Source organism: Pedobacter sp. SYSU D00535 (genome assembly GCF_017355855.1).
In the GTDB taxonomy this organism is placed as follows: Bacteria; Bacteroidota; Bacteroidia; order Sphingobacteriales; family Sphingobacteriaceae; genus Desertivirga.
Genome location: NZ_JAFEWD010000005.1, coordinates 128,648 through 143,515, shown reverse-complemented (window position 1 = coordinate 143,515; position 14,868 = coordinate 128,648). Strand labels below are relative to the sequence as shown.

8 protein-coding genes are annotated in these 14,868 nt (G+C 45.1%); all 8 read right to left on the bottom strand.

Going from position 1 to position 14,868, the window contains the following annotated elements; genetic code table 11:
* Nucleotides 1–8: 8 nt before the first annotated feature.
* Nucleotides 9–1,535: a hypothetical protein gene (locus tag J4N23_RS12775; RefSeq protein WP_207427830.1), complete on the bottom strand. Its 1,527-nt coding sequence runs from the start codon at nt 1,533–1,535 to the stop codon at nt 9–11.
* A gap of 230 nt (nt 1,536–1,765) precedes the next feature.
* The gene (locus J4N23_RS12770) at nt 1,766–3,409 is read right to left on the bottom strand and encodes an endo-1,4-beta-xylanase (protein WP_207427828.1); all 1,644 of its coding nucleotides are present in this window, start codon (nt 3,407–3,409) and stop codon (nt 1,766–1,768) included.
* Between the two features lie 13 nt (nt 3,410–3,422).
* Nucleotides 3,423–4,394 (bottom strand): DUF5627 domain-containing protein, encoded by a 972-nt coding sequence (locus tag J4N23_RS12765; RefSeq protein ID WP_207427826.1) that lies wholly within the window; start codon nt 4,392–4,394, stop codon nt 3,423–3,425.
* Between the two features lie 29 nt (nt 4,395–4,423).
* Nucleotides 4,424–6,184: a RagB/SusD family nutrient uptake outer membrane protein gene (locus J4N23_RS12760; protein ID WP_207427824.1), complete on the bottom strand. Its 1,761-nt coding sequence runs from the start codon at nt 6,182–6,184 to the stop codon at nt 4,424–4,426.
* Between the two features lie 10 nt (nt 6,185–6,194).
* Nucleotides 6,195–9,047, bottom strand: a complete 2,853-nt coding sequence (locus J4N23_RS12755) for a SusC/RagA family TonB-linked outer membrane protein (protein ID WP_207427823.1) — start codon at nt 9,045–9,047, stop codon at nt 6,195–6,197.
* Nucleotides 9,048–9,071: 24 nt separating this feature from the next.
* Entirely contained in the window at nt 9,072–10,976 is a 1,905-nt protein-coding gene (locus J4N23_RS12750) for a RagB/SusD family nutrient uptake outer membrane protein (protein ID WP_242689220.1), read from the bottom strand.
* Nucleotides 10,977–10,986: 10 nt separating this feature from the next.
* Complete coding sequence (locus J4N23_RS12745) at nt 10,987–14,157, bottom strand: TonB-dependent receptor (protein WP_207427822.1); 3,171 nt, start codon at nt 14,155–14,157, stop codon at nt 10,987–10,989.
* A 236-nt stretch (nt 14,158–14,393) separates the two neighbouring features.
* Complete coding sequence (locus J4N23_RS21110; protein WP_255534823.1) at nt 14,394–14,519, bottom strand: hypothetical protein; 126 nt, start codon at nt 14,517–14,519, stop codon at nt 14,394–14,396.
* Between the last annotated feature and the right edge of the window lie 349 nt (nt 14,520–14,868).

The following is a 14,868-nucleotide window of genomic DNA, read 5'->3' as shown; positions in this document are numbered from 1 at the left end:
CGCTGATCTTACTTCGAAAATTTAATTGAAATAATTGATTTTGCCGGTACACTAAGCACTCCGGACTTCTTGTCGGCAGCCAACGTTACAGCGCTCGCAACCATATTTTTAGTTTCAGAAGTTTCTACAGCAGATGCAGTAGATACAGCTTCCGGCAGCTTTATCTTTAAGGCTGGAACAGGAGTGCTACCGGTGTTCACAATCACAACGGTAAAATCATTATTCCCTTTATAAGCCGTTAAATGCACGTTGTTATTTTCCGCTACTTTGCCTATTGCAATGCGGGTTCTGCCTGTGGCATACTTGGCATAGTGAGATAGCACGTACCCACGCTTCAAGGTCTCTCCCATCACGGTGCCTTTATCCCCATCGCCTAACATGCTGTACGAACGCTTCAGATACCACCAGAAATAGGCATTGAAATTAGCGTCCATACAGTCGTTCAGTTCCTTGGCAAATACCAATGCCTGATCCCAGCCCATACCATCGTTCACTTCGTTCAGCAAATGTTCGGTCATCCAAACTTCTTTTCCTTTAGCCCTAGCCAGGGGATAATCTGCAAGTCCGCCGCCGTACAAATGCCCTCCCACAATATCTAAGTTTCCTACGGCCATAGGATCATTTAGTACCGGGTCGGTATACATTTTCTTGAAATTTACGGCTTCAGCAGCCAGGACTTTTGCTTTGATGTTTCCTGCATGATTTTTTACAAAGTCCAGTATCTGTTCAGGAGTCCACTCACAGCCATCGTATTCAGGGCTCCAGTCCGGTTCGTTCTGAATAGACACTGCTTCAATTGTAATCCCGCGATCCTTCATATAGTCGATGAAGTCATTGAGGTGTTTTACGTAATCGGCATATTTCTCGGGTAACAAGTATCCGTGCAAATTACTGTTCGTACTTTTTAAGGCAGGCGGCGGGGTCCAGGGACTTGCGAGTACCCTGGCTCCCAATGATTGCGCTTTGAGGGTAGTAGCCACATCCCGGCTCCAGTCATTTTTATTAGGCCAGATCATGATGCGCATCATGTTGTAACCCAAGCCGTCTGCCGAGTACATCTTCTCAACTTCATTTATGTTCAAAACAGGAGCGGCCCAAACGTTATTCATTCCGCCGAAACCGGTAATTTGCTGATAAGTTACTTCCTGACTTACGGCGATTTCCACGGGGGGCTTAGGGCTTTGCCTGATAATTAGCTTGCTTTTCTCTCCGGTTTCCTTGTTTGTAAGGAACACTTCCTGTACTCGTTCTTCTGCAGTAAGGTTAACTGAATAATCGAACGAAACCTTAGTAGTCCCTGTGTGCTCCAGGCTTCCTCCTTTAAGGAAGGAGAAGTTAGAAATGAAGCCGGACGGTGCCGCCAATTCCCATTCTGTATAAGACCAGGTGATATCAAAGGTGCCTTTCCCTGCTTCATTAGATAACGCAATCTCCGATTCTTTGAACCCCACAGAAGCAGGGTTATCAATATCGGCTTTCTTCTTACAGCTGAATAAGACCAGCATAAGAACTATTACAGAATAAATTTTTTTCATTTTTAGAGTTTATAGTGGTTCATCGATCCAGATCACCCAAGCCTCGTTTATCCGCCGGTAAATTCAGCAGCGTAACACGGGATTATTATAGGTAGTAGATTAGCAGAAGCCTTCTGTACAACTCAAATTGCAAGTTAAGTCGGTACTGGCTATAAAGGAAAAAGCACAAGATGTCCGCATAAAACATCTTGTGCTCGTAATACTAGTCTCCCAAAAGCATTTGTGAATACTTATTTTCCCGCCAATCCCTCTGTGACACCTACATAAGCAGGTTTCCTCAAATAATTATCACGAAAGAGACCAAGCGGTTCTACTTCTGCACCTGACGCGTCCACCAAATCACGGATAACAATTCCGTAGCGTTGAGCTGCAGGAATCAACTCAAGGTACTTTTGAATCACGTATTTGTACATCTCTGCTTGCTGGTTATAGGTCTCCGCCGTCGCATCTTTCTTTTTCACGCCAGCAGTGCCAATCGTCAATCCGGACACCCGGATTAGTTTACCTGTAGCCGCCAATGAAGTGAATAATTGATCGATCTCTGCTTTGTTCGAGTTGAGCGTGAGGTTTAAATCCACTCCAATGCCATCTACTGTTGCGCCCTTGTTCCCGAGATCGTTGATATAAGCCAATAAGCCGTTTAACTTTGCCGAATTGCCTAGTAACTTATCCTCATTTACGAAGAGTTTATCACCTGAATTGGCTCGCTGTCTGGCCAGTTGAAAGGCCCTTACCCCAAAGTCGTTGCCAAGATAATCTCTCCAGTAGAAGTCGCCGGCAGACAGGGTCTTTCCCACACCGGTTCTTAGCTGAGATGGATTTACGTCATCCATCGGTCTGTCGATGACCGTCCAGGCTTTAATGTAATGTTTAGAGGTGTCGACTACGCTGGAGATATATTTGCTCAGGGCTGCATCAATAAGCTGTGTCTTTTCCGCATTCGTTTTTGGAATATTGATGTCCTGCATTGAAATATTGTCAATAAAATAATCCGCTGCACCTGTTGCCGAACCAACCATCAAGGTAAAGGTGGTTAATTGCTTCTGCTGCTCAGTTAGGTTCATTGTAGCCAGGGGCAGCGTCATTTTCCCCCACACACCATTACTTATACCCGAATTTGCTGGGGTAGGGTAGTTCACAACCGTCCCACCGTTTATACTCACCCTCATTCCCTGACCAAATCGCCCCGTTGCATCAGTGATATACATATCCAGGGTGATAGAAACATAGTCGCCCAGCTTTCTTCCCTGCGGCAACGTAATGGGAAGCCTTGGAAAGGTCTGTGCTCCTTTCACATTCAGTACTTTGGAATTCTTCAATGTATTGTTTACAACAGTAGCGCTTCCTCCGTTAGACATGGGATAAGTAGTTCCCAGATTATCGGCATCAAAATTCACGACCACAGCTCTTGCAGCATCTCCCGAAATTACCAGGGGAGCAATTATACTGTTGAGATAGGTCGAGTTTTGATTCGTATGGCTTACCAAAGCGGGACCAAAAACTGAAACTTCAGACGCTTTAGCCGTACTGATCAAACCGCTGAGTGCAGTTAGGTCAGGGCTACCGTCCGCCCGAACTATTGAGCCATGGGTTAATCCTGTTGGGTTAATTTCATCGAAGTTGCGATTAACGATTCTATATAGAATGCCTCGAGTTATGTAGTCGGTTGCAGCAACAGACGCTCCCAGTTTGAATTGAGCGTGTGTTCCTCTATTTATATATGATTTTAAGGCATCAAAGGAATCAAGCTCTTCCTGTACAATCAAACTCTGCGGTTTGTCTACAAAAAAGTCTGATTCTTCACGAGGGTCACAGGCAACAAGTGCAGAAAAGGCAAACGCATATATGCCTAGTAGTTTATGTGATTTTTTCATGACTAGTCTTTTTTTATTTGGCTACAGGGGCAAAGGTCTCCATTACAACACCACGGTTTCTGAGAACCAGTGTATCGGTGGCGGTTATACGCATATCTGGATGGTCGATGGTGTATTGTAAATAAACCGCATCCCGGTCCTTTTGACCCCAGCTATTTTTCTCACCTTTCTTTACAAATTTTCCGCTACCGGTAGCGGTGAAAGTTCCGCCTGCAGCACTTATTGAGCAATTGTCACTATTATCGAAGGTTAATAAAAGATTAGTAGAAACGTTCGTTCCTGTACTATTCTGGAAGGTAAGGGGAAGCTCAACCACCTTCCTACCTTTCGTATTTAAGGCTTTTACTTCGTCTCGCTCGACGTACTGATTTCTTCTGGTCAATGTTTTGTTTAGACTGGTATTGCCATTCTTACCTTCAATAACATCTTTGCCCCTCCGCAGGTAAAATCCATGAAACTCATTTACGTACTTGACAGCATATAAAGTGAAGTGCTTGCCCTGAAGAATTGAATCGGCATTGGCTACGCTGACAGCTTTCAATGGAATTACGTAGTTTCTTCCATAGGCCAGGGGATCTGCAAAGAATGCGTCGGTAAGTTGCACTTCAACTCCGCCGATTAACTTCCCTTTCGGGATGATAATTCTATTGGAGGCCAGCTGGTAATAATTGGAAGGCATTGGAATAATTTCATTCTCCCCCGCTCTGAAACGCAAGTTCTGCGCTAACGAGTTATCAACCTGCACATCTATGGTTACATCTTTTTCTACTTCATAAACACCGCCCGTAGTAGCCACAATTTGAAATCTCCCCTGGTTATCCATAAACGTATCAAATTGATCTTCACCAAAAGTGATCGTCCTTACTGGATACTGATGGCCAAAGTACACCGCCTGATAGTCGTAGTCGGGGAAGGCCCATTCTTCATTTTTGCAGGAAGTAAAAACGAGGACAAGAAATAGTACTATGTAGTTAACTTTTTTCATTTTCTTAATTTTATTTACCGTTTCGGGAACTACCAATTATCATTCTGCTGCAACTCTGAAAACTTCAGCACTTCAAGATAAGGGACGGGACCATAAACCATGTGATTTTGGTATACCCTGTTATCTACGTTAACCACGTTATAGGTACCTCCCTGTATTAACATGCCTTTTGCTGGCTCTGTCAGGTTCTCTTTCCAGCGACGAAGGTCCCAAAACCGAAATCCCTCAAATGACAGTTCAAGACGGCGCTCGTTCCTTATTAGCTGACGCATGGCGTTCTTATCTCCCTTAATCGATTCAAGGTAAGGGTCGCCACCACCGATGCCGGCACGTTGCCTGATTGCCTTGATCACATCATAAGCAGAGTATGGGCGAGACCCGGTTCCTAAAGGTCCAAAAGCTTCATTAGCAGCCTCAGCGTAAGCGAGGTAGAATTCAGTATAGCGAAACCTTGGTTTGATATGACGTTGTCCGTTCCTACTATTCTGACTTAGGTTTACATCCTGACGCAACAGCTTTCTCATATAATAGCCGGTACGGGTAGAGGTTTCCACTCTGTTGATTGCATCGTCAGTATTTCCGTCGGCTGCAGTAATAATAGTTGAGGAATTCACTCCGGCAGTACTTCCGTTGTAGACAATAAAGTGTGCAAGGCGCGGATCTCTGTTCGCGTATGGCTGAGATGGATTATAATTTGCCTGCGGATGCCCTATGGGATAGCCATTGGACATAGGAAAAGCATCTACCAGATTTTGAGTAGGATTTAAAAGACCTCTTCCAAAAAGCGTTGGCGGAAAATGGTTTTCTTCCAGGTCCAGCGAATTCCCGGGCACTGAGTTTCGCCACAAAATTTCAGGAGGATTATTTCCATTTCCGATATTATCGAGCTGCCCATTGGTATTCAGATACCAGGTCACCCCTTGGGCAGTATTAGACAACCCGGCGACGCCGCCGTTGAGGTCAATAATTTCGGCCGCATATTCTGCCGCCTGCGCCCAGGTAGTACCACTGCCTTCGTAAGCCGGACTTGCAGCCAAAAGCGCCGCCTGAGCACGAATTGCTTTAGCTACCCGGCCACTTAACAAAAGCTTTGATCCATCTCCAAAAACCCGGTTATAATCTCCACTGTTTACCCCCAAGCCCTGGTATTTAGCAGGAACACTTGCAACGTCCCTGTAATCATCAGGCAGCAATCCTGTTGCTTTAGCTATATCGTCATTCAGTTGCTTCATGCACTCTTCGAAAGTCGCTCTAGGCCTGTTAAAAATGGAACCTTTGCTCGCAAGCTGATACTCCGTGAACAAGGGAACGCCGAGAAGACGACCACCAGACATGCCAGAATGCGCTCGTAATAAGTGGAACAAAAACAGGGCTCGCAAGCCATGGGCCTCTCCCTTGGCTCTGTCCTGAAACATCTTATTAATGCCTTCCGTCCTGCTATACGTTACGGTATCTGCAATCTCAAGTGCAAGATTGGTGTAGTTTATAGCAGCAAAGCAATTAGCCCAGGTTTCAAGCGGATTGAAGTTGGCTGCCCATTCGCCCGTAGACATCCTGTAGAAGTTATTCGTTTCGTTACTGGCAACGGCGTTGTCCGTTGCCATGTCACTGAAGTCCCATGAATCTGTAGGGATCCTGGCGTAAGCGCTAATTAAAATCCCCTGCGCAAATCTTGGTTCTTTATAGCTTTCCTCGATCTGCCTGATGTTCTCCACCTCAGGCTCGAACATGTCCTTACAACCAAAGCAAATAATGGTTAATGAAATAAGGAGCAATTTTATCTTATTCATATCTTCTTATTTAAAAATTTCCTTTTACACCGAAGTTGAAGAACCGGGTTTGAGGAGCTGTGCCAACATTAAGTTCAAGGATTTCACGGTTTTTGGCTACGCTAAGGAGATTCATTCCATTTGCATATATCTGGAGGCCGTTTAAGATTGATCTGTCATTGGGCGAAGTGACAGTATACGAGAGCTGCACTCTTGCCAGGTCAAATCTATTGGTGCTGTAAAGCCAGAAATCTGAAGTTCTGAAATTGTTACTGCCAGCCTGGGTAGTGAGTCTGGGATACGTAGCAGTTTCACGCGTTTCCGGAGTCCATCGGCCTCTTACTATCTCTGAATATTTATCTTCTCCATTTACCCAAAAGTAATTTGGATTGATACTGCTGAAATTACTACCCTTCAATGCGAGGCCTCCGTTTCTTAAGAGCCCAACAGCGAACAAACTAAAGCCTTTGTACTTTGCTGTAATATTAAACCCGAGTGTAAGCGGAGGGGTTGAACGACCCAGATAAACCTCATCATCAACATTGATCACTCCATCCTGATTCTGATCCTTATACTTAATGTCTCCAGGTTTTACTTCCCCAAAACCAGATCTAGGTGAATTGTTGATGTCATCCTGATCTTTGTAAAAGCCAAGGTTCTGCAATCCGAAGATGTTATTCAATGGACGACCTGTCCGGTACTGATAGATGTTATTATAAATCGGCTCGGCTAGCTGCAGAATTTCGGTATCAAAATAAGTTCCGCTCATGCCTAAACGCCAGTCTACCTGACCTAACTTCCTGCTGTAACTTAATCCCAGGTCAAATCCTGTTCTCAGTTCATCGTTATAGTTTTCCCAGGGCATGAAATTCGTGGCAGGGAATGGAGGTGCGAAATAACTGGGGTAAGCCGAAGCATTTTGGACAATCAGACCAGTCATTTTGCTGGAGAAATAGGTACCATTAAAGGCCAACGCCCTGTTGAACAAAGTCCCGTCAATGCCGAAAGTTATTTCTTCTCGCTTCGGAAACTTCAGGTTTGGATTAGCATCACGATCCTGCACAGCAGTATAGTTGGTATTTCCGTCTCTCCAGGTATAGTAAACCAGGTTATTACCGGTTTGGCGGAAAGATGACTCGTACAGGTAGAAGCCCTGGCTGTTACCTCCTGAAATATCGATATCTGTATGCATAACACCCGCAGAGGCTGTCAGCCTTAAATCGTTTACAAACCTGGCCGATTTCATAAACCCTTCATTGCTCAGTCGCCAGGCCAAAGAAAGCGTTGGAGAAAAAGCTCTTCGGTTACCCTCGGGGAGTTTTGCCGAATGAATAACAGAACCTGTAAAATCGGCATAATAGGTCTGCCTAAAGTTATATCCCAGATTCATCCCGAGGTTCGCGCTGCTCAGCCTGTGATAATCACCTGTTATTGATTGCTGGAAGCCGTTAGCCACAATCATGGCAGAAACGTTATGCTTACTCAAAAACTGGTTTTCATAAGCAAGCCTTGCATTTATCGCTGATGTTTGCCGGAACCAGGGTTCACTCACATCCTGATTTCCTGTACTGGCGTCATTGCCAAACTTTTGGGAAAAACTTACGAGTTCGGCGCCGGAATAGTTATTCCATACGGGATTATAAGTGGCATACTGACGACTGAAAGCCAGTCGGTACGACGTGGAATAATCCAGACCGAATGTAGTATGGAAGGACAAGCCTTTAAGCACCCCACTCAAATCTGCATTTACGCCAGTAGTGAATTGAAACTGCCTGCTAATGTTATTACCAGATCCTCCTGCATAAACCGCAGCAATGGGATTAGTCTGATCTAGAGAACTTCCTCCTAAGAGATATTTTCCGTCGATCAACTGCCCCGAGTTGACGTAGGTTTGCGAAGTCCAGTCGTTCTCTTCGATCATACTGATTGGAATAAGAGGTGAGAATCTGTTTGGTCTTAATGTAGCTGCTCCACCAAAATAATCGGCGTTTACATTGCTTTGGTTATTAAATGAGACAGAGGCGTCGATAAATGAGGAGATTTGCTTGATAATATCTACATCAACATTTCCTCTTACATTGAACCGTTGAGTGTTATTGTTTTGGCCTTCACCAAAATTCAATAAACTACCCTGACGGTAAAAACCCAGATTTGTATAATATCTGGCTCGCTCATTACCCCCGCTTACCTCCATCGTCGCGTCGTATCTGCTATACCCGCTTTTCAGATATTCCTCAGAATACATATCGACATTCGGGTATCTGTAGGGATTTGTACCGGCAGCATGGTTGTAGATCTGCTCGTTTGTATACAGTGCAGAGATGCCGTCGTTCTGTCGTGCTTCATTGTAGAGCGTCATATATTCAGCAGAACCGAGGTAATTGGGAAAACGCTTTACGGAGTGCAATCCTGCGTTTGCTCGTATTTGCACCTGCTGATTACCAGCCTGCCCTCTTTTTGTAGTGATTAACAATACCCCCTTGGCCGCCCGGCTCCCATAAAGTATCGACGCAGCGGCACTCTTAAGAACAGTGATTTCCTGTATTTCGGTCGGCAGCACATTACCAGCATCACGGGGAATTCCGTCAACAAGAACAAGGTATGCACCGTTTCCCCATATATTCCCATGAAAACCAGGAGCAAATGCTTCGAGATGATCGAGGCTATAAGTGGAGTAGCTCTTGTTCATCAGGTCTGCAATATTTACAGAAGACACCCCACCCAGCACATCTTTTTTATCGAGCTTTCGGAACGCTACCTGCACCTTTGTAGCGCTATCAGGGGCTACAGAGGGATTATATTGTACATCTGTTTGCGCCTGCGCCAAACAAGGTACCAAAGCAACCAGAGATAGTATCGTTTTACTTATTTTAGTGTATTTCATTTCTTCACATCTTATAATTGTTCGCTACCATCCCGGATTCTGATAAAACTCGGGATACATTGATACGTCAGCAACCTTCAGTGGCAACCAGTAGTGCTTTTCATCAAATTGTCTCTCCAAAATGACTTGCTCTCTGATGTTTTGAACCCGATTAGCTGTAGCGTCTGTTGTATTAGCAGGCTCGTCTAGCGGCTTAGGAGTACCTGCTCGAGTGAATTCTAAAGAAGTTTTGAGGGTATAAGGCTTCTCGATCAACAGCATCCAGCGGCGAAGATCATTGAACCGATGTCCCTCGAAGGACATTTCCACTGCCCTTTCACGGCGAATCTCGCCCAGGAAGTCTGTAACAGAACTAAGGAACTTCGTGTGTACGCCAACCATTCCTGCTCTTTGACGGATGGTGTTAACAGCGTCGACAGCGTTCTTACTGAAATTTGAAGATTGTCCTGTCACTGAATTGTGCCCCATTACAGCAGCTTCAGCATACATCAGGTAGACGTCAGCCAGCCTTAAGTAAGGAACATTGAAGTGCGGAGCACTACCGTAATTCCAAAGCGCATCATACTTGTTGTACCCCGGATAAAAAAACTTCTTCAGCGTATACCCGGTTCTGCTTCCGCTAACCGGATCCCGGTAGCTTCCGCCAGTGTAAAGGCTGGCATATCGCAGGTGTCCAAAGCCTGCAGGTATGGCTCCGTCAACGACTTTGACACCGTCGAAAACAATATCATTGTAAAATCTTGGATCACGGTCCTTCCAGGGATATTCCGGATTGTAGCCCGACTCCGGATCGGCCTGAGCAACGTTATCAGGAACCGGCAGGCCGTTTTTCATTCCATAATTCTTTACATAGTTAGCCGTGGGTACAAAAACGATATCCGGATCGCCTACAACCTTGGGAAGAAAGGCCTTCAGCACATGCCAGTTGGAAGCGTTTGCAGCCCAATAAGTAGAGCGGAAGATGGCCTCGGTACCACCGGGAAGGCGGAAGTTTTGACCTCTGGTGGTGAAGTTTTCAAGGTATCTGTTCCAAGGCATTAGAGCATACTGGGTTTGACCTTTTTCCACCAAATCAAGCAGTTCACCAAAGGCTTCGGCTGCCCTTTTGCAGTATTCAGGATGATAGGTTTTTGACTTTGTAGAAGCGTAATTCATTAAAGGGCTTCCCGCATACAACAAATTTTTTCCCAGATAGCCCAGCGCCATTATTTTGTTGATCCGTAATTCGTTTTTTCCAGAAGTTTTACTGCCGGCAACGGTTCTATCCCAATTGATGGGAAGCAAATCAGCTGCTCGTCTAAAATCAGCTGCAGCCTTCTCTGCACACTCCTGATAGCTTAAACGAGGCTGACGTAAGGGCTGATCACCAGGTAGTACGGCGTCAATATAAGGTAAACCACCAAAGTATTGCATCAACGAAAAATGGAACCAGGCTCTGAAAAACAATAACTGTCCCTCTATGAGCTTCTTCTCTTCTTCGGTGGCATCGGTAAGCAAACTCAAGTTAGCTAATCCAACATTCGCTTTACGGATTCCATACCAGGCCAGCGGCCATAAGCCTTTGGTAGCTGCGTCATTATTTGTATTAAGTGGACGATCAAGTACGGTACCTCCACTGAAATTTTGTTGCCAGAACCAAAAGTTTCCGCGGTCAAACTGGGTGACGATGTGGAACGTTTGAAAAGTAGATACGATCTCATCATCTCCCCAGTTAAGAGATACTGTATTTCCCGAATGTGCCATATTAGGCACGCATTGATAGAGTTCCTCTGTGTATCCCTGGAAATTGGTAAAATTTTTAAAGGCTATCTCTTCAGAGATAATAGATTCCGGAGTTCTCTCCAAGTAATCCTCGCATGAAGCAACGGTTAAGCACAAGGCAAACAAAGCAGCCCAGGCGTAAACCTTTTTAAATTCAAACCTCATCATAGTTTTTTGTTTAAAACGTAACATTTAAACCCAAATTGAACCTTCTCAAGGTGGGATAAGCTCCACCGGCGCCGTTATTATTTGTTGAGAAGTTTGACTCCCTGTCATCTGGCATCTTTGTCCACAGTAACAAGTTGTTACCGTTTGCAAATACCCGTAAACCGCTAAGGCCAAGACGCCTTATTTGTGAGGGCTGGAAGCGATAGGCGATTTCTGCATTTTTAAGTCGGAAGTAGGACCCATCATACTGATAGCGTGATCCCATGATGTATCCTGCACCTCGGGTGAATCGTGGTAATGGAGAATCAGCGTTCATGTTTTGCGGAGACCAGTAGGAACCTTCGTCATACACAAGATTCTGCCTTCCGTTCAAACTGGTGAATGGCACATTTCTATTCACATTATTTACTCCGTAGAATTGCAGGAATAAACTCAATCCTTTCCACTCCCCTCCAATGTTGAAATTGAAAGTGTTCTCTGGCGTATTAGAGTACCCGTAAGGTACCGAGTCGAAATTGTCAATCACTCCGTCAGCATTGTAGTCGAGGATGAAATACCCTCCGGGAAATCTGTTCAAATTCTCCGTGTCATGAGGAGTGCTGCCATACAGTTCATCCCAATTGTTGTAGTATCCTTGACTAACGTGGGATCGTGTTTGGCCTAAAGGAAATCCTGCCTGTTTGCGGTAATTCTCCATAAACTCCGGATCATCTCTGAACAGCACTTTCGATTTCGCATGAGTCATAGCAAAATCAGCCCACAAACGGATGTTATTCCAAGATCGGCTTACGCTCAGTTCGAACTCATAGCCCTGAGTGGTAACCCTTCCAATGTTAGCGGCTGGAGCGTTTGCCCCGAAATAACTTGGAACAGCCCTGCCGTTATACATCAAAACGTCTACCCGTTTATCTCTGAATACGTCCACATTACCACTCAAAAGCCCTCCCCAAAAAGTAAAATCTGCTCCTGCATTGTATTTGTAAACCGTTTCCCATCTAATATTAGGATTCCCTATTCCAGATTGGCTGTACCATGTGTAAGGACTAGCTGCGTTGAGATCGCCAACGCCATCCAGGAGGGATTGTCCTCCGTACGACCATTGGTCCATGAATAAAAACCGTTGATCTCCCGAATCATCACCTACCTCACCGTAGGATGCACGTAACTTAAATTGATCTACGAACTTCAGCGATTTCATAAAGTTCTCCTCCGACAGCACATAGCCAAGGCCTCCGGAAGAGAAAAATGCGAATCTATACCCGGGTCCAAATTTCTCAGATCCGTTATACGCCCCATTGTACTCCAACAAATACTTGTTTTTGAAATTATAAGTGGTACGGAACACCCAGTCTTCGCGATAGATAGGGATAATGCTTCCCCTCGCATCTTCCTGCCTGCTAAAAACCCCCATCAGGGTTAGATTATGATCCCTGGCAAAAGTCCGGGCGTAGTTAAGTTGCCCCTGGTAATAGAGCCTTCGTTGAGTTCCGTTTTGCCGCGAATTGTCTATTGAACCAACGCCAGATGTCCAGGCCAATGGTTCGAAGTAGTCAAAACGGCTATTAGTATCAAAATCGCGGGAGTAGGAAACTTGACCTGTTCGCGGGTCAATATAAAATTGTTGCGCATCATTGTTAAGATCATTGATACCTCTGTCAATCTCCCTAAAACGGTTATCAAGGGAAACAGTACCCCTAAAGTTTAAGCCATTCAGCAATTTATCCAGTTTTTGCTCCAGCACAAAATTGCTCATGATGGTGGCCGTTGTAATGTACTGCAATCCGCTGACAGCTAGGGCACGTATAGAGTTAGTACCCGCCCCACCAGGGCCTGCAAAACCATATAAGCCGTTAGAATATAGGGGCATAAAGGCATCCGGGGCATTCGTGTAAGCTGCCTGCCAGAAAGTATTATCGTTACCTCCCTGCCAGGGGGTTTTACGAATGCCATAAGTCCCGCCTAAATCCACTTTGAAGACAGTAGAGGGCGTTAGTTGAAAATCCAGGTTACTCCTTACGTTAATTCTGTTAAAGTCATAGCCTGGCTCATATCCACGGTTATTATCATAATCCCGCATCAGGTCACCTTCTTTCTGATAGTCCAGGCTGGCAAAGTATTTTGTAAACTTAGTACCGCCGCGTATACCCAAATTGGCATTGTAAGCCATCGCGTAATCTTTGAAGAGCGCGCTTTGCCAGTCGATATTGGGATAGCGCTCTGCCTCTTCCACGTTTGCAGGATTGCGGTATTTTAGACGTATCCCTTCGGGTATATAGCTGTTCCATTCACCTGGACTGGCACCGAGCTCTCTTTCAATGGCCATGTTCCGAATGCCTATTGCATCGTAGGCATCAAGCTTTCCTGGTAGTTGTGACGCTGTTTTGAACGTAGAACTGACCCTACCGGTAACTTCAGCACGTCCATCAACACCTCGTTTGGTGGTTACAATGATTACTCCATTTGCTCCACGGCTTCCGTATACTGCCGTCGCAGAAGCATCTTTTAATACCGAAATCGATTCTACTGATCCAACATCCATCTGGGCAAAGAATTCAGGACGCTCGACGCCGTCAACCAGGATTAAAGGCGCACTATTATTCCAGGAACTTTGGCCGCGAATAAGGATTTGTGGGTTTTCTTCTCCAGGCATACCAGAGCTCTGCGTGGTAATTAATCCGGGAAGATTACCCGTAAGTGCCGCAGCGACATTGGACACACCGCCGGTTCGTTCCAGTTCCCTTGCAGAAGTCTGAGTAACGGCGCCAATAACGGTTGCCTTTTTCTGAGTACCGTATCCAACTACCACTACTTCTTTGAGCTCGGAGACGTCGTCCTTCATGACGATCCGAACACTGCTCTTGCCTCGGATATCAACTTCCTGGGTAACCATCCCAATGTAAGCAACGACCAGGGTCTGGGCGGTCTCGGGAACATTTATCGAAAATTCGCCGTTTTCATTTGTTCCGGCACGTACTGTAGTACCTTTAACAGTTACCGTAGCCCCGATTACCGTGTTTTGTTGCGCGTCCAGAACCACGCCTTTCACGGCGCGGGTCTGAGCTCGCACTGTATGAAATAGTAGGAGAAATACGAAGCAAGCGGCACCTATTTTTTTTAGCCGACGCACCGGCTCGCGGTAGTTCTTCGATACGTCGCGATATACTATGACAGTATTTTCCATTATTTAATGCTTTTTAGAAAATAGAAAGTGAGTTTAGTTCTTTTTACTGCTTTATTTCGAAGCCACGTCCCGAAAATAAAAAGCCGGTTAAGGGAGATTCCCTCAAGAGAGTAGTTAGTCTGTTCATTACATTAGGTTTAATTTAGTTTGATTAGAAATTTGTCGCAGTGATACGTCCCCTGTGGGCATCACTTAGGTTTTGCATCCGAGTGAAATAATTAAGAACTCGCTAGCTTCTATCCGCTTCCATCTTTGGTCGCGAAAGTTGCAATACTGGTGGGGATTACTTCGAGATAATTACCTCTGGCTTGTAAAAGTCCTAGCATATAGTTTGAATTAGTTGTTTCGTAACTTGTAATCATTTCTTTTTAGACACCCTAATTGAGGTGCCCGGCTTCGTCCTGGTCAGCAATCAAAACCTTCGGAAATTGTTCCTCGTTGGGCGTTTTGATTATCTAAAGATCGCTTCGGCGCGTTTTTAGGGATGGCACATTTGTTCATAATGATATTCCATTTGTTCACTTAAAGACTCGGGAGCAGCACTTATCAAAGAAACGCCCTCTTTTATGCCAACGTTGACATTGCTGGTCCAAAAAAATTATCATATCATAATCCTGAGGTATTTTTGCAGTCCAAATTCTTTGAAAATTCTGAAGATAAGGGGGCTAACCTTTATAAATCCCTTCTTATCCTTCTGAAAATTCTCGAGAA